The organism is Pseudomonas sp. Z5-35 (assembly GCF_051131945.1).
In the GTDB taxonomy this organism is placed as follows: Bacteria; Pseudomonadota; Gammaproteobacteria; order Pseudomonadales; family Pseudomonadaceae; genus Aquipseudomonas; species Aquipseudomonas marvdashtae.
The window spans coordinates 40,349-65,216 of sequence record NZ_CP071640.1; the positions used below are offsets into that span (position 1 = coordinate 40,349).

Consider the following 24,868-nt stretch of genomic DNA (forward strand, 5'->3'; position numbering starts at 1 on the left):
AAGGCATTCAGGTCCGCTGGTTGTTATAGGGCGAACGGCAACACCGTATGAACCGTCTGCCGCTGCGCCAACCGCTGCTGGAATTCCATCGGATCGTGAATCAGCACATCCTGCCCGGCAAACGATTCGGCGGCGATCAACCGTGACAGCCAGAACCGCACGCACGCCACGCGCAGCATGGTGGGCCACAGCTCGGCCTCGGCGGCGGTGAACGGCCGTAGCGCCGCATAAGCGCCCAGCAACGCTCGCGCCCGGGGGCCATCGAGCCCACCGTCGTCATCCGAGCACCAATCGTTCAAGGCGATGGCGACGTCATACAGCATCGGCCCGGAGCAGGCGTTGTAGAAGTCGATCAAGCCGGTAAGGTGCGTGCCTTCGAACATCGCATTGTCGCGGAACAGATCGGCATGGATGTTGGCGCGCGGCAACGCCAGGATGCCGACCTTTTTCAGCGTGATTTCATCAAGCGCCGCCTCAAGCAGCCGACGGGGCTCGGCATCGAGGTGCGAGAGCAGCTTGGCGCCCTCCTCCTGCATCCAGTCCAGGCCGCGGTCGGTCTTGCGCTTGATCATGTTGTCGCGGGTGGCCAGGTGCAGGTGCGCGAGCAATTCGCCGACCTGGGCGCAGTGCTGGGCGTTGGCCTGCTTGATGTGTTTGCCCGCCAGGCGCGGTTGCAGCAGCGCCGGCTTCCCCGCCAGTTCCCGCAGCGCGACGCCGTCGGTGGTGCGCAAGGCGTAAGGCACCGGCAGGTCGGCGTCGTGCAGGACGTCCAGCAGCTCGATAAAGAACGGCATCTCCTGCACAGGGCCGCGCTCGACCAGGGTCAGGACAAATTCGCCCCGTTCCAGGCTGATAAAGAAGTTGGTGTTTTCGCTGCCAGCGGCAATCCCCTGGAAATCAAGCAGGCGGCCGAGCCCATAAGGGGCGAGAAAGGTTTCCAGCTCGGGCCGAGCCAGGGGCGTGAACACAGACATGGTTAAAACTGCCAGTACGGGCGCTCTTCATCGAGCGCCGGTTGAAGTCGAGAGCGGTATTACCACTCAAAGATTTTCCACGAAGGGATCAGCATATCCGGCTGGTCCGATCGGATGAAGTTTGCATCGGTGCCGTCAGCGCGCACGAGGAAGTAAGGCTTGCCGTTTTTGGGCGTGACCTTGATCGCGTACAAAAAGCCGTTTTGCCGATATTCCTGAATGGTTCTGTCGCCTTCGGTGCGGATGGTGACATCCGGGTCCGCCGAAGGTGCTTCGTCCGCGGCCATGACGGCCAGCGGGGTGAATGCAAACAAGCCAGCCAGTAACAGGCGATTTAGTGTACGCATGATAACCTTGTCCCTTTGTCGTCAACGGTCCCGCTATTCTAGCCCCGGACCCGCCGAAAAGGTTGATCCTGCTCATGAGCCAAGCCCCCCTCGTCCTGGTGGACGGTTCTTCTTATCTGTATCGCGCCTTTCACGCGCTGCCACCGCTGACCACTTCCAAAGGCCTGCCGACCGGCGCGGTCAAGGGCGTGTTGAACATGCTCAAGAGCCTGCGCAAGCAGTATCCGGACAGCCCGTTCGCGGTGGTATTCGACGCCAAGGGTGGGACATTTCGCGATGCGCTGTACGCTGAGTACAAGGCGAATCGTCCGAGCATGCCCGACGACATGCGCGTGCAGATCGAGCCGCTGCACGCCAGTGTGAAAGCCTTGGGCTTCCCGCTGCTGTGCGTGGACAACGTCGAAGCCGACGACGTGATCGGCACCCTGGCCCGCAGTAGCGCCGCCGCCGACCGTCCAGTGGTGATCTCCACTGGCGACAAGGACATGGCGCAGTTGGTCGATGGCCACATTACCTTGGTCAACACGATGACCGGTAGCTCACTGGACGTGGCTGGCGTGAAGGAGAAGTTTGGCGTCGCTCCGGAGCAGATCATCGACTATCTGGCATTAATGGGCGATTCGTCCGACAACATTCCGGGTGTGCCGGGCATCGGGCCAAAAACCGCTTCCGGCCTGTTGGTGGGAGTCAACGGTGGCCTGGCCGAGTTGTATGCGCAACTGGATATCGTTGCGACGCTGCCGATTCGGGGCGCCAAGACGTTGGCCGCCAAGCTGGAAGAGCATAAGGAAATGGCGCTTCTTTCCTACGAGTTGGCGACTATCAAGACCGACGTTCCCTTGGACATCGGACTCGACGACTTGCAGATGGGCGCGCCGGATCACGAGAAGCTTGCCGAGTTGTACACGCTGCTGGAGTTCAAGAGCTGGTTCGAAGATAACCAGCGTGACGCCAAGCGTGCCGGGCAGGAAATCATTGAAGTTGCCGACGAGCTCCCGGGGGGCGCTGAGGCGAAGTACGAGGTCATTCTCGATCAGCCGAGCTTCGATGCCTGGTTGGCCAAGCTTGAACAGGCGCCGCTGTTTTCCCTGGTCACGCAAACCAACGGTGGCGATGCCCAGCATTCGCAGCTCGTTGGCTTGTCGTTCGCCGTGGCCCCTTTTGAGGCGGCTTATATCCCGCTGACCCATTCCTACATGGGCGTGCCGGAGCAGCTGGACCGCGACACGGTGCTCAACGCTCTCAAGCCGTTGCTGGAAAACCCGAACAAGCTCAAGGTCGGCCAGCATGCCAAGTTCGAAACCAACATCCTGGCCAATTGCGCCATTGGCGGTGATCAGAGCAATGGCGTTTTCATGCAAGGTATCGTTTTCGACACCATGCTTGAATCCTATGTGCTGGACTCCACCGCGACTCGCCACGACATGGACAGCCTGGCGCTGAAATACCTGGGCCAAAGCAAGACGGATTTCCAGGACATCGCCGGCAAAGGGGTCAAGCAGTTGACCTTCGATCAGATCTCCCTGGAACTGGCCGGGCCCTACGCCGCTGAAGACGCCGACGTGACCTTCCGCTTGCACCAGGCCCTACAGGAAAAATTGGCCGCCACGCCGAGCCTGGACAAAGTCCTCAACGAAATCGAAATGCCGTTGATGCCGGTCCTGGCGCGCATCGAGCGCCAGGGCGCGTTGGTCGATGCCAACCTCCTGGGCGTGCAAAGCGTCGAGTTGGGCGAAAAACTGGTGGCGCTGGAGCGTGAGGCGTTTGCCATCGCCGGCGAGGAATTCAACCTGGGCTCGCCGAAGCAGTTGGGCGTGATCCTGTACGAAAAGCTCGGTTTACCGGTGCTCAGCAAAACCGCCAAGGGCCAGGCCTCCACTGCCGAAGCGGTACTCGCCGAACTGGCGGAGCAGGATTACCCGCTGCCCAAGGTGTTGATGCAGTACCGCTCCCTGAGCAAGCTCAAGAGCACCTACACCGATCGCCTTCCCGAGCAGATCAACAGCCGCACCGGCCGCGTCCATACCAATTACCAGCAAGCGGTCGCCGCGACCGGGCGGCTGTCGTCCATCGACCCGAACCTGCAGAACATTCCGATTCGCACTGCCGAAGGCCGGCGCATCCGCCAGGCGTTCGTCGCGCCGAAAGGCTACCAGCTGCTGGCGGCGGACTATTCGCAGATCGAACTGCGGATCATGGCCCACCTCGCCAAGGACGAAGGGTTGCTCCACGCGTTTCGCAACGACCTTGACGTACACCGAGCCACCGCTGCCGAAGTCTTTGGGGTCGAGCTGGACGCCGTCACCCATGATCAGCGTCGTAGTGCCAAAGCGATCAACTTCGGTTTGATCTATGGCATGAGCGCCTTCGGCCTGGCCAAGCAGATCGGTGTCGATCGCAAGCAGTCCCAGGCTTACATCGACCGCTACTTCGCCCGCTACCCTGGTGTGCTGGAATACATGGAGCGCACCCGTGCCCAGGCAGCCGAGCAAGGATTCGTCGAAACCATCTTCGGCCGTCGGCTGTACTTGCCGGACATCAACGCGAAGAACCCGGCGCTGCGCAAAGGTGCTGAACGCACGGCGATCAACGCACCGATGCAAGGTACCGCCGCCGACATCATCAAGAAGGCCATGGTGGCTGTGGATCGCTGGCTGACGGCGTCAGGTCTGGATGCGAAAGTCATCCTGCAGGTACACGACGAATTGGTGCTGGAAGTGCGCGAAGACTTGGTCGATCAGGTGCGCGAGGAGGTTCGCCTGCACATGAGCGCCGCGGCCACGTTGGATGTACCGCTGCTGGTGGAAGTAGGGGTGGGAAATAATTGGGACGAGGCGCACTGAGTCTCGGGTTTCTTGTGGTGAGAGAACGAGCCTCCTTGCCACTTGGAATCCCTGCAAAGCCAGGGATTCCTTCGTTAGGTCGGAAAATTCCTAGGGATATTTCCAAAAATAATCTGAACTAAAACCGTGAAATCCTACTCAGAGGTTCTGAATGGCTGGTGAAGCCCTTCAATGCTCCTATGTTGTGTTAAGTGTTGGCAGATATCTGGACCCCGCCCTAGCGGTCCGGAACTTGGACCCCGAACTTCCCCCTCCCCATAAGAAGTCCGGGGTTTTTTTTGCCTGCGATTTGGCTTATTCAGCTTCGTCGCTGCCTTTGTCGGCCAGTTCCATCCAATCGGCCAGCACCGTATAGGCTTCTTCCAGGCCCATACGCTTGGGCGCCGAAAACAGCTGGATGGTGATCGCGTCGCCCCATCCCTTGCGGATTTCCGATTGCACTTTGAGCAGCGTGTTCTTGGCTGCGCCGTAAGTAAGCTTGTCGGCCTTGGTCAACAAAATGTGCATCGGCATGCCGCTGGCGACTGCCCAATCGAGCATCAACAGGTCAAAGTCGGTCATCGGATGGCGGATGTCCATCATCAGGATGAGCCCTTTCAAACTCTCGCGACTGCCCAAGTAGGCTTCCAAGTGGCGCTGCCAATGCTGCTTGAGCGGAATCGGCACTTTGGCATAACCGTAACCGGGCAGGTCGACCAAACGCCGTTCATCGTCTAGCTTGAAGAAGTTCAAGAGCTGTGTGCGGCCTGGGGTTTTCGAGGTGCGTGCCAGGCTGGCATGGGTCAGGGTGTTTAGCGCGCTGGACTTGCCGGCGTTGGAACGCCCGGCAAAGGCCACTTCGAAACCTTCGTCGTCGGGGCACTGGTCGACTTTGGCGGCGCTGAGCATGAAGGTGGACTGTTGGCACAGGCCAAGGATGGGGTTCTTCAGTTGCATGGGATTTCCGATGTGGGCGGCGTCGGGAATGGACGCGGCAAGCTGTGTCGTTTCCGTTTCAGTGACGCCAGTATATAATGCCGCAGATTTTGTGTGCGCTTTGTCCCAGCGTAGGATGAAGCTCACGGGAGCGACCGACCGAAATTGCGCACTAGAACGCAGCTCGCTCTCAACCCTGAAAAGGTCGTTTTATGACGAAATGGCTGCTAGCTGCCGGTGTCTTGATGCCGCTTTACAGCGCTCAGGCTACACAGGATCCGGAAGCTGTGTACAACCGTGTTTGTGGTGCCTGTCATTCCGGCCAACTACCCATGGCGCCCCGCAAGGGTGATCAGGCAGCTTGGACGCCGAGGCTGGCGAAAGGTATGGAGACGCTGGTGCAACACGTGACCCAGGGTTTCAAGGCGATGCCGCCGCGTGGTTTGTGCATGGACTGCAGTGCCGAGGATTACCGAGCCATCATCCAGTGGATGAGCGAGTAAACCCGGCCCATAACTCTTTAACCCTTAGCCGTAGTTGGATTAGCTGATGAACAAACTGATCGTGAGTCTGCTGTTGACCTTGGGGATATCCGGCGTAGCCCACGCCGCTGGCGATGCCGCTGCCGGTCAGGCGAAAGCGGCCGTATGCGGGGCCTGCCACGGCCCGGATGGCAATAGCATGGCGCCCAACTTTCCGAAACTGGCGGGCCAGGGCGAGCGTTACTTGACCAAGCAGCTTAAGGAAATCAAGGACGGCAAGCGTGTCGTGCTGGAAATGACGGGCCTGCTGAACAATCTGAACGATCAGGACCTGGCGGACATGGCGGCTTATTTCGCCAGTCAGAAGGGTAGCGTAGGTGCTGCCGATCCAAAACTCGTTGCGCGCGGCGAAGCACTGTTCCGGGGTGGCAATCTGGAAAAAGGCCTGCCAGCCTGCACGGGCTGCCACTCCCCAGATGGCAAAGGCAACGCTGCCGCCGGCTTCCCGCACCTGGGCGGCCAGCATGCCCAATACATCACCAAGCAGCTGACCGATTTCCGTAAGGAAGAAGGCGGTCGTGCCAATGATGGCGATGCGATGACCATGCGCACCATCGCTCGCAAGCTGAGCGACGAAGATATCGCGGCCGTCTCCAGCTACATCCAGGGCCTGCACTAAGGCCGTTGCGAGGGATGCCCCTTGCAACGTTAACGCTCGATTAATCTGTCGATGCAAACATCAAAAGGGTGGCTTTGGCCGCCCTTTTTTGTGGCCGCTGCCGTTACACTAGCGAAACTGAACCCGCGGCGGCCTGTCTGAAAAACACGCCCCGCGAGGCCACCTCATTGTCCAGGAGTAAAGCATGCGTAATCTGATCATCAGCGCCGCGCTCGTCGCCGCCAGCCTGTTTGGCGTGACTGCCCAAGCGGCTGAAGCCCCCGCCGCGCCGTATGTAGAATTGGCCAACCCCGTACCGGTTGCCGTGCCTGGCAAAATCGAGGTGGTGGAGCTGTTCTGGTACGGTTGCCCGCATTGCTATGCCTTCGAGCCGGTCATCAACCCATGGGTTGAAAAGCTTCCTTCGGACGTCAACTTCGTGCGCATCCCGGCCATGTTCGGTGGCCCATGGGATGCCCACGGCCAGATGTTCCTGACCCTTGAAGCGATGGGTGTCGAGCATCAAGTCCACGCAGCAGTGTTCAATGCCATCCAGAACGAAAAGAAGCGCCTGACCGATCCTGAGGACATGGCCGAGTTCCTCGCCACCCAAGGCGTCGAAAAGGACAAATTCCTGGCAACCTTCAACTCCTTCGCTATCAAGGGCCAGATCAACAAGGCCAAAGAGCTGGCGAAGAAATACGAAATCACCGGCGTACCGACCATGGTCGTCAATGGCAAATACCGCTTTGACATCGGCTCTGCTGGCGGTGCGAATGAAGCGCTGCAACTGGCCGACAAGCTGATCGCCAAAGAGCGAGCGGCCCCCAAGGCTGCCGCCAACTAAGCGCGGCCCTCGCCCATGGCCCGCTGGAGTACCGAACGCATCGTTGGCCTACATGAACCACGGGTCAACGAGCATCATGTCGCATCCACGGGCCTGCCGGCTGACAGCCGCCTGCGGTTGCTCAGTTTCAATATTCAGGTCGGCATCAGTACCGAGCGCTACCGGCATTACCTTACCCGCGGCTGGCAACATTTGCTGCCGCACACCGGACGTGCCGGCAATCTGCAGAAAATCGGCGACCTGTTGAAGGACTTCGACTTGGTCGCGCTGCAAGAGGCCGACGGCGGAAGCCTGCGGTCCGGCTACGTCAATCAGGTCGAACACCTCGCCCAACTGGGCGCCTTTCCTTATTGGTACCAACAACTCAATCGTAACCTCGGCCGGCTCGGGCAGCACAGTAACGGCGTGCTGAGTCGCCTGCGGCCGTGGGCGATCGAAGACCATCCGTTGCCGGGCCCCAAGGGGCGCGGAGCGATCCTGGCGCGTTTTGGCGAAGGGCCGGAGGCGTTGGTCGTGGTGATGATGCACCTGGCCCTCGGTGCTCGTACCCGAACGATGCAACTGGCCTATATTCGTGAGCTGATTGGTGGCTACAAGCACCAGGTATTGATGGGCGACATGAATACCCATGCCAACGATTTGCTGCAGACCTCTCCTCTGCGCGACCTTGGGCTGCTTGCCCCGCAACTGGAAGCGACATTTCCCAGCTGGCGCCCCCAGCGTTGCCTGGACCATATCCTGCTGAGCCCGACCCTGACCCTCGAACGTTTCGAGGTATTGGCCCAGCCGATTTCCGATCACCTGCCAGTCGCGGTTGAAATACGTTTGCCGGGTTCGCTCACGGCTGACGCGTTTCCCGCCCTGAGTCCTGCCCCTCGCGGATCCGATGAATGAGCGACGACGCCGAACGCTGGAGAGAGAAATACCTCAAGAGCATCGAACAGCAGGAAAAGCTTGAGCGCCGTTGGGACGCTCGGCTCGACTTGCTGCGTCGCGGCCTGGTGCGCAGTACGTTGGCCGCCGAGGGCACTGACCGGGTTGTAGACCAGTGTATGAAAGAGATGCGCGAAGTGGTGCGCACCGACGATATGGACGCGGCCCTCGCCGCCCTGTTGCCGCGGCTGGAGAAAGCCGTACTCGATTCCGAGCAGCGCCGCGAGACTAGGGTCGAACAAATGAGCGCCGCCCTGACCGCCTTGGTCGCCCAGCTGCAAACGTTGCCGCTGCCGAAGGACGTCAGCCGGCCCTTGAAGAAATTTTCCAAGCAGTTGGAGGCGCGGGTCGGCCAGGCTCGGGAAATCCCCCTGTTGCTCAGCGAATTGAGTAGCTTGCAGGGCAAGGCCTTGAGCGTGCTGGATACGCCTGATGAGCCGAGCCGCCCGGGCCTGCTGCAACGATTGTTCGGTGGCCATGGCCATGAAGAGGTGCCGCCCCAGCCGCCCGCGCCTGTGCAGACGAGCGCAGCGTCCGCAATAGAAACAGCGTTGCCGGCCCCCGCACCGCTCGCCCCTCCACAGCCGGAAGCCAGCGCAATCTCCGAGACCCCTGCGCCCGCTCCCTCACCGATAGCGGAGCCAGTCCACGCGCCCGATACGCCGCCCGAGCCGGTCATATCCACCGCGCCCGTCGAGGAGCCCGCCCCTGCGCCGGTATCGGCCAAGCCAGTGGAGCCGCCGAGCTTGGAGCCGGCGCTAACCGGCAGTGAACACGTCGAACCAGCGCCGACACCGGAAGAAAATCCCGACGAGTTGACGCCAGAGGCGCCTGCGCTCGACGAGACACCGGTTGCGCCCGCAGAACCGACCGAGCTTCCCGCAACGGTTGATTCCGAAGAGGCTCACTATGCCCTGCCCGACTCCCCCGAGCCCTCCTACAGCTCGGTCGCCAGGCATATCGAAGACACCCTGCTGGGCCTGCTGGGTGACCTGACGCTGCCCGAGCGTCACCGACCCCAAGCGGAAGCCATGCGTGAGCGCCTGCAAAACGGCTTGAACTGGTATGAACTGCTGCCGATCCTCGATGATCTTGCGGTCTTGATGCTGGCGATCACCGACAGCGGCCAGCATGAATTCGAAGCCTATCTGCAGCGACTCAATGATCGGTTGGAGTCATTCCAGAGCACCTTGCAGGCCGCCAGCGAAGATCATGCCGACAATCTGTCCGCCTCCATGGAAATGGACACGCAGATCCGCGAGCAGGTCGATGGCTTGCAGAGCAGTATGCAGCAAGCCGACGATCTGGAAGGCCTCAAGCAAGTTTTGGAAAATCACCTCGAAGGCCTGCTCGGCACGATGGACCAGCATCAGAAGCAGCGTGCCCAGCGTGAGCATGAGGTCTCGGCTCGCCTGAAAAGCCTTGCCGAGCGGGTTGCGCTGATGGAGCAGGACGCGCTGATCGTCCGGGAAAACCTGGAAGAGCAGCGGCAAAAGGCGCTGGTCGATCCGCTGACCGGTTTACCTAACCGGGCGGCCTGGACCGAGCGCCTCGAACGGGAAGTTGGCGAGTGGCAGCAACACGGCAACAGCTTGTTGATTGCCATGCTCGACCTCGATCACTTCAAGCGGATCAACGACAACTATGGCCATCTGGCCGGCGATCGTGTGCTGAAACTCATCGCCTCGGTGTTGCGCAAGCGTGTGCGCGGCGGGGACTTCATCGCCCGCTTTGGCGGCGAGGAGTTTGTCTTGCTGGTACCGGATACGCCGCTGGCGGCGGGGGCGAAACTGGCCGAAGCCTTGCGTGCGGCCATCGAAGCCTGTCCGTTCCATTTCAAGGGCGAACCGGTAACGGTCACGGTGTCCATGGGCATGACGGCGTTCAAGCCGGGAGAGCACAGCGATACGGTGCTTAAAAGAGCCGATCAAGCGCTTTATCGTGCCAAAAATGCCGGGCGTAACCGAGTGGAGCTAGGCTGAGGCCATTGTTCCATTTTGTTTAATATCTGGGCTTCGGTCGGTCATCCACGAGGCTATACGTTACACTGTTGCATTATTTCCCTGCGTGTACGCCTTCGCCATGAAACTTCTCCCGCTCCTCGTTGCGTTGCTTGTCCTGGCCGGTTGCGCGAGCGGTCCCCAGCTCGACACCAGCCATCCGTCCGTCAATCATGACAGCCGCATCCAGTTTGTCGTGGTGCACTACACCTCGGCTTCCCTTGAGCGTTCCCTGTCGCTGCTGACCCACGGCGAAGTCAGTGCCCATTACCTCATCGGCGACGATAAGGACGCGACCATCTACAAGCTGGTCGATGAAAGCCGGCGCGCATGGCATGCCGGCGAAAGCGAATGGCAGGGCCGGACATGGCTCAATTCCAGCTCCATCGGGATTGAAATCGTCAATCCGGGCTATATCGACACGCCGACCGGGCGTCTCTGGTTCCCCTACAGCGAGGCCCAAGTGCAATCCTTGATTGCCTTGCTCAAGGACATCACCCGACGTAACGCGATCAACCCCGTCAATATCATTGGGCACAGCGACATTGCGCCCATGCGCAAGCTGGATCCGGGGCCGTTGTTTCCGTGGAAGCGCCTGGCACAGTCCGGCCTGGGCGTCTGGCCAGACGAGCTGGCTGTGGCACGGCAGCAAGCCGCTTACGCCGAGCAGCCACCGAGCGCCAGCTGGTTCCAGGCCGAGCTGGCCCGCCTCGGCTACCCCACTCCACGCACTGGCGAATGGGACGTTGCCACTCATCAGGTCCTGGCGGCCTTCCAGATGCGCTACCGCCCGGCCCGGTTCGACGGCGTGCCAGACGCGCAAAGCGCGGCGATTTTGCAGGTGCTCAACCAGACAAAATAATGACGCCCGTCTGACTGGCCGGGCTAAATTCAAAACAGAAGCTATAACTCATTGGTAACTTTCGGATTACCAATAATGACGGCTGCCCGCGAGACTCTGCAAAGCTGGCTCCATCGCCCTATCTTACTGGCGATGATAGCGGCTGCCCTGAGTACGGTACTGTTGCTGGCGGGAAGCCTGTTCGTGGTAGTACAGCAGATCCAGCAGCGTGAAAGCGAACAGATGAATGCCCAGGGCGAACGCTTCCTGCAACGCTTGGAACAGCTTTTCGGGCAACTGCGCGAAAGCCTCGACGACTTGCAGGCTCAACCCTTGCGCGGCTGCAACGATGACATGATCGCCACCCTGCAACAGGTGAGCTTCAACTATCGTTTTGTCTACGAGGCGGCTTATATCGACAGCAGCGGCGTATGCTCCAATCGCCCGCGCCAGAGCGGTTTGTCGTGGGTTCGCCCACCTGACTTGCGGGGTCCGGCCTACAGTTACTGGCTCAACACCACCACGGAGCCTGACGAAAATCGCGCGGCGTTGATGTTGGGGCGCGGCAATTTCCGGGTCGCGACGTCTCGCGGACACCTGACCGACGTTGTCGATCTGCCCCCGGGCAGCAGTCTGCTGGTGGTTCTTGATCAAGGTGAGCGAGCCATTCCGGTATTGGGCACCCCGCAGCGTTGGCCGCCGACGGAACCTTGGCCACCCAAAAGCCAAAGCGCCTTGCAAGTCACGCAGACCCGGCTGATCTACAGAATGTCGACCGACAATCCGGAATATCAACTGGTGTTGATAGCGCCGCGCAGCAGCCTGCAGATTCCGACCAAAGCCTGGTGGATGCTGCCCATCAGCCTGATGCTGGGGCTGGGCATTGGCTTCCAGGTCCTGTTGCTGGCTCGTCAGCGCCAATCCATGGACGCGGAACTGCACGGGGCCATCCGGCGCGGTGAAATGCAGGTGCTTTACCAACCGATTTTCGACCTGCACAGCCGCAACTGCGTAGGCGCCGAAGCCCTGCTGCGCTGGCGTCGGCCCGACGGGACCCTCACCAGTCCAGACTTGTTCATACCGATGGCTGAAGACACCGGGCAGATCCGCCAGATAACCGATTTTGTTCTCCAGCGGTTATTCGATCAGTTGGGCCAGCTATTGCGGGCCAATCCCCACTTGTACATCTCGGTGAACCTGGCGGCATGTGACGTGATGGTGCCGCGCATCGGCGAAGTGATCGCCCGTTTGCTGGCGCTGCATCGCGTGTCGGCGCACCAGATTGCCTTTGAAGTGACCGAGCGCGGGCTGGTCGATGCGCTGGTCGCCCGGGACAACCTGCAGTCGTTGCGTGATGTAGGGCATCAGGTACTGATCGATGATTTCGGCACGGGTTATTGCAGCCTGGCTTACCTGCAAACACTGCCGGTCGATTGCCTGAAGATCGACAAGGCGTTCATCGACGCCCTGGGTCATGATGCCGCCAGCAGTGGCGTGGCCCCGCACATCATTCGCATGGCCCATGCATTGCAGCTCAAGGTGATTGCAGAGGGCATCGAACATGAGGCCCAGGCGTCGTATTTGAGCAGCGAAGGCGTGAAGTTTGGTCAGGGGTGGTTGTTCGCCCATGCGCTCAGCGCGGTGCAACTGATCGAATTGATTACCCGCGGGCGGCGTCGGCTTGTACGACGCCTGGACGACGAAGCCTGACGCCTGCTCAGACTGTCAGGGCCATATAAAACTGGGTGCCCTGCCCTGGCCGGGAATAGACGCCCATGCGTCCACCGTGGAGCTGGACGATCTCCTTGCACAGCGCCAACCCGAGCCCGGCACCGCCCTTCTTGCGTCCGACCTGGACGAAAGGTTCGAAGATTCGTCCTTGCTGGCCGTAGGCAATCCCCTCGCCGTTATCTTCAACACTGATAATCACCCGCTCGCCATGGCGTCGGGCCTGCAAACGAATCTGGCCGTCGTCGTTGGTGTGGCGCATTGCGTTATCGATCAGGTTGTCCAGGACCCGGTCCAACTGCGCGGCGTCAGCGTGCAGGCGCGGCAAAGGACCCTGGATTTCCACAAGCAACTCGATGCCCTTGCCCTCGGCCTGCGCTGCAAACCGCATCCTCGCCGCCTCCAACAGTTCCTCGATGGAGCAAGGCGCCAGGGTGAGCTTTTGCAAGCCGTTCTGGTAGCGGGAGAAATTAAGCAGGTCATTGATCAGCTGCATCAGCCGCTGCATTTCTTCATTGACCGTGTTGAGCAGGTCCGCCTCGCGGGAGTCCTCGGCGAAATGCATGCGCTCCTGCAGCAACCCGAACGCCATGTGCATGCCTGTCACCGGGGTGCGCAGCTCATGGGACGCCCGCAGGACGAACTCGCTGCGCACGCGTTCGAAGGCCCGTTGCTCGGTGACGTCATGCAAGATCATTACTGCCCCGAGGATTTGGCCTTGGGTGTGGATCACCGGTGTCAGGCTATAGGTCAGCACTCGCGATTCGCCATCCACCTCAATGCCCAAGTCATCAGGCGCGCGTTCTTGTGTGCCTCCGCGTAACACCAGTTGCAGCTCTTCATCCAATTCCACACGTCCAAGCGCCTCGCCCAGGCCTTGGCCCAGGCGCTCCTCGTCCCAGCCCAGCTGACGTTGGGCCACCGGGTTCAAATGCTCCAGCCGGCCTTGGCGATCAATCATCAGCAAGCCGTCGTCAATGCTGTCGAGCACCGCTTGCAGGCGCTGCTGCCCGGCGAGCAATTCATCGATATTGGTCGCCTGATGTTCGCGCAGCGCCTGGGCCATGATGCCGAAGCGGCGCGTCAGCAGATTCAGTTCCGCCGCTGACGAGATCGGCAGGGTCACCTCGAAATTGCCTTGGCCGATGTCGTCGGCCGCAGCAGCCAAGGCTTCGATCGGTGCGCCGAAACGTCGGGCGATGCCATGGGCGGTCACGAAGCCGATAATCAGCACTGCCAATCCCACCAGCCCCAGCAAGGCGGAAATCAGTAGCGCGCGTTCGCGGGCGCGGTCCTGGGTATCGCCGATTTTATTAAGGGCATGTCGGTACCCCTCGATCAGGCCTCCACGCAATACGTTGAATTTTTCAGTGAGGTCCTGGATGCCGGTCAGCTGTGTCGGTTGCTGGCGAGAGGCATCGAAGGCCTGGAGGAAACTGACGTAGTCGGCTTTGGCGCGGGTGAAGCTGGTTGCGGGGTCATCCAGTTCCCGCTCATGGGCGATACCTTCGTCCAACAACTCGAAATACTCGCGTTTGGACTCTTCCAGCGCCGCCAGGTCGGGCTTTTCCTCAAGCATGATCATCAGTTGATCGCCCAGCGTCTGGCGCAACTTGAGGCCCAGGTCCAGCAATACGAAGTTGTCGCGTACCGATTGTTCCTGGGTATTGGCCATTTGCAACACACTGACCAGGCCAAGCAACAATCCCAGCAATGCCACGGTGATCAGCGCCGAAATGCTGAGAAACAGCCGGGTACGGAGCTTCATCGCCAGTTTCATAAGGTGCCGCTCACAGGTTGTATTGCTTGCGTTTACGGTACAGCGTAGAGGCGTCGATACCCAGGGTCTTGGCCGCTTGGTCGAGTGTGTCGGCGGTGGCCAATACTGCGCCAATGTGGGCCTTTTCCAGTTCGTCCAGGCTCAGCGCGGCGCCAATGCGCGGCGCGTTGTTGGTCGGTTGCTCGGCCATGCCCAAATGACTGATTTCGACTTTTTCCTGCGGGCAGATGATGCTGGCGCGCTCCACCACGTTGCGCAGCTCGCGAATATTGCCTGGCCAGCGATAGCCTAGCAGGGCTTCGCGAGCCTCATCGCTGAATCCTCTCGCAGGGCGCGCGTACTCCTTGACGAAGCGCGCCAGGAAGCGGTCGGCGAGGGTCAGGATGTCCTCGGTCCGCTCGCGCAGTGGCGGCAGGTGCAAGGTAATGACGTTCAGGCGATACAGCAGGTCTTCCCTGAAGCGCCCGTCGCGCACCATGTCCTCAAGATTGAGGTTGGTGGCCGCGAGAATACGTACATCGGCACGACGGGTTACCGGGTCACCGACCCGCTCGTACTCTTTGTCCTGGATGAAACGCAACAACTTTGGTTGTAAAACGAGGGGAAAATCGCCGATCTCGTCAAGAAACAGCGTGCCACCATCGGCCTGGTTGACCCGACCCAACGTGCTTTCGCTGGCTCCGGTGAACGCGCCGCGGCTGTGACCGAACAGTTCGCTTTCCATCAGTTCGGTGGTCAGCGACGGGCAGTTGATGGTGACGCAGGATTTTTTCGCGCGTTTGCTCCAGCCATGAATGGCCCGTGCGAGTTCGCCCTTACCGGTGCCGGACTCGCCGAGAATCAGAATGTTCGCGTCGGTGCTGGCAACCTGACGGGCAGTCTCAAGGACCACTTTCATCGCCGGGCTGTGGGAATCGAGGCCGTCCTTTGGCTTGCGCACTTCGCCTTCCAATGCTTCGAGCCTGGCGGACAGCTGGCGTACTTCCAGTTGCTTGGCGGTTGCCAGGCGCAATTGGTCCGGGCTGCAGGGCTTGACCAGGTAATCGGCGGCCCCGGCCTGGATCGCATCGACGGCAGTGTCCACAGCCGAGTGGGCGGTGACGATGACGACGCGCATCCAGGGCGCCTGGATACGCATCTGTCCCAATACGTCGAGGCCGTTGTCCTCACCCAGGCGTAAATCAAGGAAGCACAGGTCAAACACCTGGCGTTGCAGCAAGGCATCGGCCTGCGCGGCACTGTTGGCGGTGGCGACGCTGTAGCCTTCGTCTTCCAGGCAATAACGGAAGGTACGCAGGATGGCGGACTCATCGTCTACCAGCAGAATGCGGCCTTGATGCTCAGTGGCGGATTCCATTTTTCCTACGCTCCTTTAGCTAATGATGATGGTTAGTGTCAGAAAAATCGGGCAAGTTGCATGGTCGATTCTGACCGAATAATACCCATCGAAGGCTTCATTGTGGACGTCCTGCACCTAAAAGCCTGATTTGCATCCAGTTTTTAGTTCTTCTTCGCTTCCTACGGTTCGGCTCGCTCATTCCGACATCCATTTCCGATTGGCAATTCAAAAAGAATCTTACACCGAGTATCTGAAGGGTCGTGCAGAACGCACGACCTACGCCCGGCCCATCGTGCAGGATGCGCCCCTGGCTCTTTTGACGTAATCAATAACCTATTGATTTTTAAGTGATTTATCGAGATCAAATTTCTGGCATGCCGACTGCAATGATCTGATCAACGTGGCGTTTCAAAGCGCCTCAACCAGATCACCGCTAGGGTGCGGAGGAATTTCAGGATGAATCGTCAACGTGCCGCCCAGTTTCGCATGACCTCCCTGCCTATCCAGCAGAGTCTGTGGGCCGTCCTCGCATTGCTGATTACGCTTGTGGCAGGTCAGCAGTTGCTGCTCTGGCAGGAAAGCCAGCAGCCGGAAGCGCCACTGGTATCGATTCATCGTGCCCCGCAAACCCATTTCAGCTCCGTCAGCAATCTCGCCGAAGCCTCCGCTTCGATGCGAATGATGGAAGTCGACGAGCCGCAGCCATTTGTCGAGATGCCTCGTGAAGAGCGGTGGGTTTTCTAATTTGATAAACCGGTCGTCCGTTACGCCGGAACCATCGTCGCCAGACCAAAACTAAATAGAAAAGCGTAAGGAGAATCACCATGTTGAGCTGGGCAATTACTTTCCTGATCATTGCCATCATCGCCGCCGTACTGGGCTTCGGTGGTATCGCAGGCACCGCCACGGGCATCGCCAAGATTCTCTTTGTCGTGTTCCTGGTCATGTTCATCGCCTCCTTCTTTTTTGGTCGTCGCGGCCGAGGCTGAATATGAGCGTGTCATTCAAAGGACTGGCGGCCGCCCTGCTACTGGGCGGCAGTGCCATGGCTCTGGCTGCCAACGACGGACAGATGCGGGTCAATCAACTGCTTCAGGCAGACCCGCAGTACCGTGAGACCTGGCAGGGGGTGGTCAAGAAGGAGGAACGTCTGCCGGAGTGGGTCATGAACCTGACCGGTGCCTCGGAGCAAATGAATGCGGTCGAGGAGGATGGCGACCGGTATCTGGTCGGGCCATTGTGCGAAACCCAGGATACCTGCAAGAGCAAGCGGCTGATCGTAGCCGTCAGTTTCGACAAGGACGATGCCTACGCCATGTTGGTCGAGGTACCTGCGGGCCTCCCAGCCGACAAGTCGCCCACCCGTCATGCGGACTATCGCTTCCTCGGCAATCCCGATGAAGGTATGCAAGAACTGTTAATGGAACAGCTCAAGAAAGATCCAAACTGGTACTGATTTCTTGAAACGAGAAAAGCAGCCCTGCTTTTCTCTCTGCGAAGCCCGAGGAGGGCCTAAGCATGACCAGGGGGCTGGGACGTTCTGACCATCAGGGTCGGAGTGACCTACGGGCACAAGGGGTGCCTGCGAAAGGGCCGGGTCAGGTAAAAAGCTGCAACGCAAGTTCGCAAAGTCGCGCAGACTTGGCGAACTTGCGTAGAGCTTGTGTTCGCTAAACCTCTCGCTAGAGCGGTTGGCTATTTTCTGGCCTAACCTGCAAAACGCCGTGGCCTATTGTCTCGCTCTTTCACCCGTCCATCGGCGCGTGACCGTATATCGGAGAGCGCTCAACCTGTTTGGCCGGTCAAAGTGCATTTCCCCGCGCCGCTTTTCATCGAATCCTCCTACCTGAAAAACCAAGCCCTACTACGCTGAAATGGGCGGTTGACGGCGTTTATGCCTGATCGAATGTCGTATCCGAACCGCTTGGGACGAACGTTTCGATTTGTAAATCTCATGCCGATTCGGCATAGGGTAGGCGTTTACGGCATTAGACGATCCCCTCTTGCGTGGCAATAGTTGCGCCTTTTTTCGCCTGCCAGTAAGCGCTCCGTACGCGCTCCGGGTGACCTTATACGGGGGCAGAAGCATGGCTACTGACGTCATTGGCGGTCAGTCCGCGCCCTGCCCGATTCCAACTGAAGTAAGGGTAATGATATGAAGCAGGCAAAATTAAGCCTCGCCTGGCAGATCCTCATCGGTCTGGTCCTCGGGATTGCAATCGGCGCGCTGCTCAACCACTTCAGTGCCGAGAAGGCCTGGTGGATCAGCAACGTGCTGCAACCGGCAGGCGATATCTTTATCCGTCTCATCAAGATGATCGTAATCCCAATTGTCATCTCCTCGCTGATTGTCGGCATTGCCGGGGTGGGAGATGCGAAGAAGCTGGGGCGGATCGGCTTCAAGACCATCGTTTATTTCGAAGTCGTCACCACAATCGCTATCGTCGTCGGCTTGCTCCTGGCGAATTTCTTCCAGCCGGGCAATGGCATTGATATGAGCACCCTGGGAACTGTGGATATTTCCAAGTACCAGGCCACCGCCGCCGAAGTCCAACATGAACACGCGTTCGTCGAGACCATTCTCAACCTGATTCCTTCCAACATTTTCGCGGCCGTCGCGCGTGGCGAAATGCTGCCAATCATTTTTTTCTCGGTCCTGTTCGGCCTCGGGTTGTCCAGCTTGCAATCGGATCTGCGCGACCCGCTGGTGAAAATGTTCCAGGGCGTATCGGAAAGCATGTTCAAGGTCACGCACATGATCATGAAATACGCCCCTATCGGCGTGTTCGCCCTGATCGCGGTGACCGTCGCCAACTTCGGTTTCGCTTCCCTGCTGCCGCTGGCGAAGCTGGTGATCCTGGTTTATGTCGCTATCGCGTTCTTCGCCTTCGTGGTGCTGGGTCTGATTGCTCGGCTGTTCGGCTTCTCGGTGATCAGGCTCATGCGCATCTTCAAGGATGAGCTGGTGCTGGCCTACTCCACCGCCAGTTCCGAAACGGTGCTGCCGCGCATCATCGAGAAGATGGAAGCGTATGGTGCGCCAAAAGCCATTTGCAGTTTCGTGGTGCCTACCGGTTATTCCTTCAACCTTGACGGTTCGACGCTGTATCAAAGTATCGCGGCGATCTTCATTGCCCAGCTCTATGGCATTGACTTGTCCCTCAGCCAGCAATTGCTGCTGGTATTGACTCTGATGGTGACCTCCAAGGGCATCGCTGGCGTGCCGGGCGTATCGTTCGTGGTGCTGCTGGCGACCTTGGGCAGCGTTGGCATTCCATTGGAAGGCCTGGCGTTCATCGCGGGTGTAGATCGCGTCATGGACATGGCCCGCACGGCGCTGAACGTTATCGGCAACGCCTTGGCCGTGCTAGTCATTTCCCGTTGGGAAGGCATGTATGACGATGCCAAGGGCCAGCGCTACTGGAACTCCCTGCCGCACTGGCGCAGCAAAGAGTCGCTGCCGGCGGGTGAAACGTCCAACCGTTGATTCCTTGCCTGGATCATCGCGAGCGTTGTCAGCGTGCCAGGCAGACCCCGGAGAAATCCGGGGTTTGTCGTTTTGGCCAGCCCCGCTATCATTCGCCGCATCTTCCGGGGGACTTACCGATGCTCAATGGCCTGTGGCTTGGCTTCTTTATCGTGGCGGCCGTGTCGGCAATGGCGCAGTGGCTGATCGGCGGCAACGCCGGGATTTTCGCCGCCATGGTGGAAAGCATCTTCGCCATGGCCAAGCTCTCGGTCGAGGTCATGGTCTTGCTGTTCGGCACATTGACGCTGTGGCTGGGCTTCCTGCGTATCGCGGAAAAAGCCGGCATCGTCGATTGGCTGGCCAAGGCCCTCGGCCCGCTGTTCTTGCGCTTGATGCCGGAAGTGCCCGCCGGGCATCCGGCGATCGGCCTGATCACCCTTAACTTCGCTGCCAATGGCCTGGGACTGGACAACGCCGCCACCCCCATCGGCCTCAAGGCCATGCGCGCCTTGCAAGACCTCAACCCCAGCCCGACCATCGCCAGCAACGCGCAGATCTTGTTCCTGGTGCTCAACGCGTCGTCGCTGACGCTGCTGCCAGTGACGATCTTCATGTACCGCGCCCAGCAAGGCGCGCCGGACCCGACGCTGGTGTTCCTGCCGATCCTGCTCGCCACCAGCGCGTCGACGCTGATGGGGCTGCTTTCGGTGGCCTTCATGCAGCGCCTGCGCCTGTGGGATCCGGTGGTGCTGGCTTATCTGATCCCGGGTGCGCTGGTGCTGGGCGGCTTCATGGCGTTGCTGGCGACGCTCTCGGCCACGGCATTGGCGGGGCTGTCGTCGATTCTTGGCAACCTGACGCTGTTCGGCCTGATCATCCTGTTCCTGGTGGTTGGCGCGCTGCGCAAGGTCAAGGTGTATGAGGCGTTTGTCGAAGGCGCGAAGGAGGGGTTCGACGTTGCGAAGAACCTCTTGCCGTACTTGGTGGCGATGCTCTGTGCCGTCGGTGTGCTGCGTGCCTCGGGCGCGCTGGACTTCGGCTTGGACGGCATCCGGCACTTGGTGGAGTGGGCCGGCTGGGACACGCGCTTCGTCGATGCGCTGCCGACCGCCATGGTCAAGCCATTTTCCGGCAGTGCCGCCCGGGCGATGCTGATCGAAACCATGAAGACGTCCGGGGTGGATAGCTTCCCGGCCCTGGTGGCGGCGACCATCCAGGGCAGTACCGAAACCACGTTCTATGTCCTGGCGGTCTATTTCGGCGCGGTAGGTATCCAACGGGCGCGCCACGCGGTGGGTTGCGCGCTGCTGGCCGAACTCGCCGGTGTGGTGGCGGCGATCGGGGTTTGCTACTGGTTCTTTGGTTGAGGGTCAGGGTTCAAGGGTTCACCTTGAACCGCAACACGCCGATCAACTGGCCGTTCTCGGTCAGCACCCGCACTTGCCACTTGCCCGTCGGGTCGCCCGGAAAGTTCTGCTTGTGGGTCCAGGCGCGATAGCCTTCCTTGCGCCCGCCATGAATATCCAGGGCGATACGGTCGACCTCTTTGCCGTTGAATTGCCAGACGTGGTAGATCCGCTCATCGAGCCCTCGCGGCGCGTTGATGGCGGTATAGGCGTACAGGCCATTGCTGCGGATCTGGGTGGCGCTGACTTCCTTCAGGCTGGCGCCCGGCGTGCGGTCTTCCAGCTGGGTGCTGATCGCGACTTCGGTCATCCACAGCGTGGCGGGTGGCACCCAGGAGCGCAGCACCCAGCCGGCGGCGCCAATCCCCAAGGTGATGCACAGAATCGCCAGGGCGTTGCGCACGGTGCGGATCGGAAAGATCGAGGCCAGGCTCGGGAACGACAACAGCATGGCGATGCCCAGCGCCAGCTTGAAGCTCTGGTCAGTGGTCAGGTGCAGGATCACCGGCAACGCCGTGAGCAGGGCGGCGAACAGCGTCAGCGTATGCAGCGCCAGGAAGGCCCAGCGCCGAGGCGCGAGCCATTTGTAGTAAAGGGGATCGATGATCGAGATCAGCGCCGACGCGGCGAGCAGCCCGGTAAACAGCAGTTGGCTACTGTTCCAAGTGGTGGTGATGAAGAAAAACGGCAGGACGAAAAACAGGCTTTCCTGGTGAATCATCTGCGTGGCGTAACGCAACAGCGGCTGAGGGATTTCCCGTTTGAAAACCTTGGTGAACAGCCGGGTCAGGCTGTTTTCCAGCATCAGCCAGAGCCAGCTCACCAGCATCATGATGGCGATCCAGGTCGCCAGGCCTTGCTGACGGTCCACCAGCATGAAACTGCCGACCCCGGAGATGAAACCGCCGAGGGCGATGACCCCTGGGTAGCGCTTCATCAGTTCGAGGATGCGCTGGATAAACTGAGTCAGGTTCGGCATTCGGCGGTTTCACAGTAAGTCGTAGGAAATATCCCTGACAGAGTATCGCCAGGACCTCGATGTGACGAGCGTCGCCTTGGCGAGGGTTTATGCCGTTTTGCGAAGCGCCCTTCGGCGCAAGCGCCACGCCGACAGCAGTAGCAACAACGCCACCAACCCGCTCAGGCCCCAGACAAGCTCGTCATCGCTGACCAACGGTTTTTCGATGCGTAAATAACCAGGATCCTTCAATAGTTCGCGCACGGCCTGGTTGGCCTGTTCCAGGCTCACAGCCTGCAAGCGGGCGGCGGGGTTGGCGAAGCGGCCATCCTCGTAATCGCCCAAGGCGCTCCAATAGTAATCGGCCAGTGCGCTGTTACCTTGAACGGCCCAGGATTGATGGGCAATGGCCGCGCGTTTTATCCGCACGAAGCTCTCGGGATCCAGGCCGTCCTTGAGCAGGGTGGTACGCAGCGCTTCCAGCGCCTGCTCGGCCTGGGGCAGGTCCTCGCGGCCCAGGTCGGCGTTCAGGCCCATGAAACCGACGCCACCCAACACTTCCCGCTCGGCCCAGGGGCCATAAGACAGGTTGTTGGCCAGGCGCAGCTGGCGATAGAGCGCCCAGTCCAGGTAATCCTTGAGCAAGTCGAAGGTTTCGTCGTGTTGCTGCTCCAGCACCGGCTCTGGAAACAACCAGTGAAGCTTGGCGCCATCGCCGACCAGGCCGCGGGTCAGGTTGCGTTTGGTGACCGCGCTGTAGCGGATTTGCGGCAGCGGCGCGTGGACGCTGGGCTCGACCGGTTCGAGTTCGCCATACGTGCGCTCCAGGTAGGCCGGGAGCAGACGGTCGAGGTCTCCGACGACAATCAGCGTCATGTTGTTGGGGGCATACCAGGCCTTGCGCACCTGCTCGACCTTCGCAAGGGTGAGGTGCTCGACTTCGGCCCGTTCCGCGCAGCGCAAGCCCAGCTCCACGGCCAGCTGATTGCTGGCCTTGTGGCCGATGTCCTGGCGGTCCAGCCAACGTTGCAGATGGGTGTAATGCCCGCCGTCTTCGCGTTCAACCACTCGTTTGGCCGCTTGCAGGGCCTTGTCGTCAATGCGGGTGCGGGTCAGCAGCGCCAGCAACAAATCCAGGACCTTGCGTTGATTGCTCGCGGGCGCCTCGATGACGAACGTGGTATCGGCATTGCTGGTAAAGGCGTTCCATTCGCCGCCCAACGCCTGCATGCGTTCTTCCAGGCCGCCTTCGCCGCTATCGTCGACACCGCTGAACAGCAAGTGCTCAAGCAGATGCGGCAGCTCCTTGTCGGCGCACTTGAAATCATCAAGGCCCACGCCGACCACCAGCCGAATCGCTACGTGTCCACGGTCATTGCCGGGCTTGAGCAACAGCTGCATACCGTTGGGCAATGTGTAGCCTTCGACTTGGAACCGGTCCAGGGCAACCACGGGTAGGGAACCGAACAAAAGCAGGGCGAGTAACAGACAACGCATGGCAGGCTTCCTGGCGGCTGAATGACGATCCATGGTTCCGGGCCAGCCCTATCGCGAGCAGGTGCGCTCCCACTTTGGATTTGCGCTGTGTTCATGACCGTGGGAGTTGTCTGGCTCGATTGGCTTGAGGTCCGGCCCTTTTTAATGACTGGCCCAGGCGCCAGTCGTTCAAGGTGAATGCGTGATGTCGGAAATTTCATCAACGGCCAGCGCACCGATCTCCGAGGTTTCCAGCACCACGTAGGCGCTGCCGCAGAACAGCGAATTCAAGCGCCTCATGTCGGCAATCAGCTCCAAGTGCAGGGAGCTGGTCTCGATACTCTGCACGACCTTGCGGTGCAGACGGCTGACATGGGCGTGGGCCATGCGCCGTTCCTGTGCGCGAAAACGCCGTTTCTCCCGCAGCAATTGGCGGGCGCTTTCCCGGTCGGCGCTAAGGAACACCGACAACCCCAGGCGCAGGTTGGCGATCAGGTGGCTGTGCAATCCCGCCAGCTCTTCCAGGCCCACCTCGGAAAAAGATCGACGTTGCGAGGTTTTCTGTTGCTGGACCTTACGCAACATGCGCTCGATGAGGTCGCTAGCCAGCTTGAGATTGATTGCAAGCTCGATGATTTCCGCCCAGCGACGACTGTCCTGCTCGCTGAGGTCCTCACGCGGCATTTGCGCCATATAAAGCTTGATGGCGCTGCACAGCGCCTCGACATCGTCGCTCATGCCGCGCACTTGCTGGGTGATTGCCGTTTGCTCGCCACGCAACACGCCGAGCATGGCTTCGAGCATGTTTTCGATCAGATCGCCGATGCGCAAGGTTTCCCGGGCCGCGTTCGCCAGCGCCAGGCTCGGGGTGGCGAGGGCGGCGGGGTCCAGGTGCCGGGGCGCGGCCGTACCCTTGATTTCCGCACGTTCCGGCAGCAGCCATGCGCACAACCTGCCCATGGGTCCGACGCTTGGCAGCAGGACCAGGCAACGCACGGAGTTGTAGAGCAAGTGGAAGCCAATGACGGTTTCCTGGGGGCTGAAATCCAGACCGTCCAGCCAGCCCACCAGTGGATCGAGCACCGGAATGATCAGCACCAGGCCGATCAGCTTGTACAGCAGGCTGCCCAGCGCTACTTGGCGTCCGGCGGCGTTCTGCATGCTGGTGCTGAGGAAGGCCAGGATGCCGCTGCCGATGTTGGCACCGATCACCAGGCCGATGGCCACTGGCAAACTGATCACGGCGGCGCCCGCCAGTGTCGCAGTCAGCAACACGGCCGCCAGGCTGGAATAGGAAATCATGGCGAACAGCGCGCCGACCAAGGCATCGAGCAGGATATCGCCGGTCAGCGAGGCAAAAATCACTTTCACGCCCTGGGCCTGGGTGATCGGCGCAGCGGCTTCGACGATCAATTGCAAGGCCAGGATGATCAGGCCGAGGCCGATGCCGACCCGGCCCATCTGCCCGACACGGGTCTGCTTGCGCGACAGAAAGAAAATCACCCCGAGGAAAATCAGTAGCGGTGACAACCACGACAGGTCCAGGGTCAGTACGCGGGCCATCAAGGCGGTGCCGACATCCGCGCCGAGCATGGTCGCCAGGGCAGGGGTCAGCGTCATCAGCCCTTGGCCGACGAAGGACGTGACAAGCATCGCCGTGGCGTTGCTGCTCTGGACCATGGCCGTGACCATGATTCCTGCAATAAACGCCAGCCAGCGCTTGGACATGTTCTGGCCAATGACATGGCGCAGGTTCGAGCCGTAGACCCGCAAAATGCCGGTACGGACGATATGCGTGCCCCAGATCAGCAAGGCCACGGCGGAGAGTAGATTCAGCAGGGTCAGCATGAGGAGCCCCCTGTTAGCGTCCCA

General features: G+C 60.3%; 21 protein-coding genes. 13 read left to right on the top strand and 8 right to left on the bottom strand.

Going from position 1 to position 24,868, the window contains the following annotated elements; all coding sequences use genetic code 11:
• Nucleotides 1–23: 23 nt before the first annotated feature.
• Nucleotides 24–974, bottom strand: coding sequence for a homoserine kinase (locus tag J3P95_RS00205; protein ID WP_186633395.1), 951 nt, complete (start codon nucleotides 972–974; stop codon nucleotides 24–26).
• 59 nt (nucleotides 975–1,033) lie between these two features.
• On the bottom strand, nucleotides 1,034–1,321 hold the full coding sequence (locus tag J3P95_RS00210) for a DUF2782 domain-containing protein (RefSeq protein ID WP_434579222.1): 288 nt from the start codon (nucleotides 1,319–1,321) through the stop codon (nucleotides 1,034–1,036).
• 74 nt (nucleotides 1,322–1,395) lie between these two features.
• Here J3P95_RS00210 and polA point away from each other — a divergent pair, with 74 nt between their 5' ends.
• Complete coding sequence (gene polA, locus J3P95_RS00215; RefSeq protein ID WP_434579220.1) at nucleotides 1,396–4,164, top strand: DNA polymerase I; 2,769 nt, start codon at nucleotides 1,396–1,398, stop codon at nucleotides 4,162–4,164.
• A gap of 294 nt (nucleotides 4,165–4,458) precedes the next feature.
• Here polA and yihA read toward each other — a convergent pair whose 3' ends face one another.
• Nucleotides 4,459–5,100, bottom strand: a complete 642-nt coding sequence (gene yihA / locus J3P95_RS00220) for a ribosome biogenesis GTP-binding protein YihA/YsxC (RefSeq protein WP_434559762.1) — start codon at nucleotides 5,098–5,100, stop codon at nucleotides 4,459–4,461.
• A 191-nt stretch (nucleotides 5,101–5,291) separates the two neighbouring features.
• Here yihA and J3P95_RS00225 point away from each other — a divergent pair, with 191 nt between their 5' ends.
• From J3P95_RS00225 to J3P95_RS00255, 7 genes are all read left to right on the top strand, one after another.
• A complete protein-coding gene (locus J3P95_RS00225; protein WP_186614191.1) occupies nucleotides 5,292–5,582 on the top strand; it encodes a c-type cytochrome in 291 nt (96 codons plus the stop codon).
• 46 nt (nucleotides 5,583–5,628) lie between these two features.
• Entirely contained in the window at nucleotides 5,629–6,240 is a 612-nt protein-coding gene (locus J3P95_RS00230) for a c-type cytochrome (RefSeq protein ID WP_434559764.1), read from the top strand.
• 184 nt (nucleotides 6,241–6,424) lie between these two features.
• Entirely contained in the window at nucleotides 6,425–7,066 is a 642-nt protein-coding gene (locus tag J3P95_RS00235; protein ID WP_434559766.1) for a thiol:disulfide interchange protein DsbA/DsbL, read from the top strand.
• Nucleotides 7,067–7,081: 15 nt separating this feature from the next.
• Nucleotides 7,082–7,960, top strand: coding sequence for an endonuclease/exonuclease/phosphatase family protein (locus tag J3P95_RS00240; RefSeq protein WP_186614197.1), 879 nt, complete (start codon nucleotides 7,082–7,084; stop codon nucleotides 7,958–7,960).
• Complete coding sequence (locus J3P95_RS00245; protein WP_434579216.1) at nucleotides 7,957–9,981, top strand: diguanylate cyclase; 2,025 nt, start codon at nucleotides 7,957–7,959, stop codon at nucleotides 9,979–9,981. Before J3P95_RS00240 ends, J3P95_RS00245 begins: the two co-directional genes overlap by 4 nt.
• Nucleotides 9,982–10,081: 100 nt before the next feature.
• The gene (locus J3P95_RS00250) at nucleotides 10,082–10,861 is read left to right on the top strand and encodes an N-acetylmuramoyl-L-alanine amidase (RefSeq protein ID WP_434579214.1); all 780 of its coding nucleotides are present in this window, start codon (nucleotides 10,082–10,084) and stop codon (nucleotides 10,859–10,861) included.
• 75 nt (nucleotides 10,862–10,936) lie between these two features.
• Entirely contained in the window at nucleotides 10,937–12,550 is a 1,614-nt protein-coding gene (locus J3P95_RS00255; protein ID WP_434559772.1) for an EAL domain-containing protein, read from the top strand.
• A 7-nt stretch (nucleotides 12,551–12,557) separates the two neighbouring features.
• On the opposite strand, the gene J3P95_RS00260 is transcribed toward J3P95_RS00255, so the two are convergent.
• A complete protein-coding gene (locus J3P95_RS00260) occupies nucleotides 12,558–14,348 on the bottom strand; it encodes an ATP-binding protein (RefSeq protein WP_434559774.1) in 1,791 nt (596 codons plus the stop codon).
• A gap of 10 nt (nucleotides 14,349–14,358) precedes the next feature.
• Nucleotides 14,359–15,705 (bottom strand): sigma-54-dependent response regulator transcription factor AlgB, encoded by a 1,347-nt coding sequence (gene algB, locus J3P95_RS00265; protein ID WP_434559776.1) that lies wholly within the window; start codon nucleotides 15,703–15,705, stop codon nucleotides 14,359–14,361.
• 438 nt (nucleotides 15,706–16,143) lie between these two features.
• Here algB and J3P95_RS00270 point away from each other — a divergent pair, with 438 nt between their 5' ends.
• The 5 genes from J3P95_RS00270 to J3P95_RS00290 all read left to right on the top strand — a co-directional run bounded on the left by J3P95_RS00270 (nucleotide 16,144) and on the right by J3P95_RS00290 (nucleotide 20,523).
• On the top strand, nucleotides 16,144–16,431 hold the full coding sequence (locus J3P95_RS00270; RefSeq protein WP_434559778.1) for a hypothetical protein: 288 nt from the start codon (nucleotides 16,144–16,146) through the stop codon (nucleotides 16,429–16,431).
• Between the two features lie 80 nt (nucleotides 16,432–16,511).
• Nucleotides 16,512–16,676, top strand: coding sequence for a DUF1328 domain-containing protein (locus J3P95_RS00275; RefSeq protein ID WP_003177151.1), 165 nt, complete (start codon nucleotides 16,512–16,514; stop codon nucleotides 16,674–16,676).
• A gap of 2 nt (nucleotides 16,677–16,678) precedes the next feature.
• Nucleotides 16,679–17,143, top strand: a complete 465-nt coding sequence (locus tag J3P95_RS00280; RefSeq protein ID WP_434559780.1) for an inhibitor of vertebrate lysozyme family protein — start codon at nucleotides 16,679–16,681, stop codon at nucleotides 17,141–17,143.
• 699 nt (nucleotides 17,144–17,842) lie between these two features.
• Nucleotides 17,843–19,174, top strand: a complete 1,332-nt coding sequence (gene gltP, locus J3P95_RS00285) for a glutamate/aspartate:proton symporter GltP (protein WP_434559782.1) — start codon at nucleotides 17,843–17,845, stop codon at nucleotides 19,172–19,174.
• Between the two features lie 119 nt (nucleotides 19,175–19,293).
• Nucleotides 19,294–20,523: a nucleoside recognition domain-containing protein gene (locus J3P95_RS00290; RefSeq protein WP_434579211.1), complete on the top strand. Its 1,230-nt coding sequence runs from the start codon at nucleotides 19,294–19,296 to the stop codon at nucleotides 20,521–20,523.
• A 10-nt stretch (nucleotides 20,524–20,533) separates the two neighbouring features.
• Here J3P95_RS00290 and J3P95_RS00295 read toward each other — a convergent pair whose 3' ends face one another.
• The 3 genes from J3P95_RS00295 to J3P95_RS00305 all read right to left on the bottom strand — a co-directional run bounded on the left by J3P95_RS00295 (nucleotide 20,534) and on the right by J3P95_RS00305 (nucleotide 24,844).
• The gene (locus J3P95_RS00295) at nucleotides 20,534–21,541 is read right to left on the bottom strand and encodes a DUF5924 family protein (RefSeq protein WP_434579209.1); all 1,008 of its coding nucleotides are present in this window, start codon (nucleotides 21,539–21,541) and stop codon (nucleotides 20,534–20,536) included.
• 87 nt (nucleotides 21,542–21,628) lie between these two features.
• Nucleotides 21,629–23,017 (bottom strand): M16 family metallopeptidase, encoded by a 1,389-nt coding sequence (locus J3P95_RS00300; RefSeq protein WP_434579207.1) that lies wholly within the window; start codon nucleotides 23,015–23,017, stop codon nucleotides 21,629–21,631.
• A gap of 168 nt (nucleotides 23,018–23,185) precedes the next feature.
• A complete protein-coding gene (locus J3P95_RS00305) occupies nucleotides 23,186–24,844 on the bottom strand; it encodes a Na/Pi cotransporter family protein (RefSeq protein WP_434559790.1) in 1,659 nt (552 codons plus the stop codon).
• Nucleotides 24,845–24,868 lie beyond the last annotated feature (24 nt).

Excerpts from the sequence above, each read along its gene's own strand:
- algB (WP_434559776.1), bottom strand. The coding sequence starts at position 15,705 with ATGGAATCCGCCACTGAGCATCAAGGCCGCATTCTGCTGGTAGACGAT.
- J3P95_RS00305 (WP_434559790.1), bottom strand. The coding sequence starts at position 24,844 with ATGCTGACCCTGCTGAATCTACTCTCCGCCGTGGCCTTGCTGATCTGG.
- gltP (WP_434559782.1), top strand. The coding sequence starts at position 17,843 with ATGAAGCAGGCAAAATTAAGCCTCGCCTGGCAGATCCTCATCGGTCTG.
- J3P95_RS00270 (WP_434559778.1), top strand. The coding sequence starts at position 16,144 with ATGAATCGTCAACGTGCCGCCCAGTTTCGCATGACCTCCCTGCCTATC.
- J3P95_RS00245 (WP_434579216.1), top strand. The coding sequence starts at position 7,957 with ATGAGCGACGACGCCGAACGCTGGAGAGAGAAATACCTCAAGAGCATC.
- J3P95_RS00280 (WP_434559780.1), top strand. The coding sequence starts at position 16,679 with ATGAGCGTGTCATTCAAAGGACTGGCGGCCGCCCTGCTACTGGGCGGC.
- J3P95_RS00205 (WP_186633395.1), bottom strand. The coding sequence starts at position 974 with ATGTCTGTGTTCACGCCCCTGGCTCGGCCCGAGCTGGAAACCTTTCTC.
- J3P95_RS00300 (WP_434579207.1), bottom strand. The coding sequence starts at position 23,017 with ATGCGTTGTCTGTTACTCGCCCTGCTTTTGTTCGGTTCCCTACCCGTG.
- polA (WP_434579220.1), top strand. The coding sequence starts at position 1,396 with ATGAGCCAAGCCCCCCTCGTCCTGGTGGACGGTTCTTCTTATCTGTAT.
- J3P95_RS00240 (WP_186614197.1), top strand. The coding sequence starts at position 7,082 with ATGGCCCGCTGGAGTACCGAACGCATCGTTGGCCTACATGAACCACGG.
- J3P95_RS00255 (WP_434559772.1), top strand. The coding sequence starts at position 10,937 with ATGACGGCTGCCCGCGAGACTCTGCAAAGCTGGCTCCATCGCCCTATC.
- J3P95_RS00210 (WP_434579222.1), bottom strand. The coding sequence starts at position 1,321 with ATGCGTACACTAAATCGCCTGTTACTGGCTGGCTTGTTTGCATTCACC.
- yihA (WP_434559762.1), bottom strand. The coding sequence starts at position 5,100 with ATGCAACTGAAGAACCCCATCCTTGGCCTGTGCCAACAGTCCACCTTC.
- J3P95_RS00275 (WP_003177151.1), top strand. The coding sequence starts at position 16,512 with ATGTTGAGCTGGGCAATTACTTTCCTGATCATTGCCATCATCGCCGCC.
- J3P95_RS00225 (WP_186614191.1), top strand. The coding sequence starts at position 5,292 with ATGACGAAATGGCTGCTAGCTGCCGGTGTCTTGATGCCGCTTTACAGC.
- J3P95_RS00235 (WP_434559766.1), top strand. The coding sequence starts at position 6,425 with ATGCGTAATCTGATCATCAGCGCCGCGCTCGTCGCCGCCAGCCTGTTT.
- J3P95_RS00250 (WP_434579214.1), top strand. The coding sequence starts at position 10,082 with ATGAAACTTCTCCCGCTCCTCGTTGCGTTGCTTGTCCTGGCCGGTTGC.
- J3P95_RS00290 (WP_434579211.1), top strand. The coding sequence starts at position 19,294 with ATGCTCAATGGCCTGTGGCTTGGCTTCTTTATCGTGGCGGCCGTGTCG.
- J3P95_RS00230 (WP_434559764.1), top strand. The coding sequence starts at position 5,629 with ATGAACAAACTGATCGTGAGTCTGCTGTTGACCTTGGGGATATCCGGC.
- J3P95_RS00260 (WP_434559774.1), bottom strand. The coding sequence starts at position 14,348 with ATGAAACTGGCGATGAAGCTCCGTACCCGGCTGTTTCTCAGCATTTCG.
- J3P95_RS00295 (WP_434579209.1), bottom strand. The coding sequence starts at position 21,541 with ATGCCGAACCTGACTCAGTTTATCCAGCGCATCCTCGAACTGATGAAG.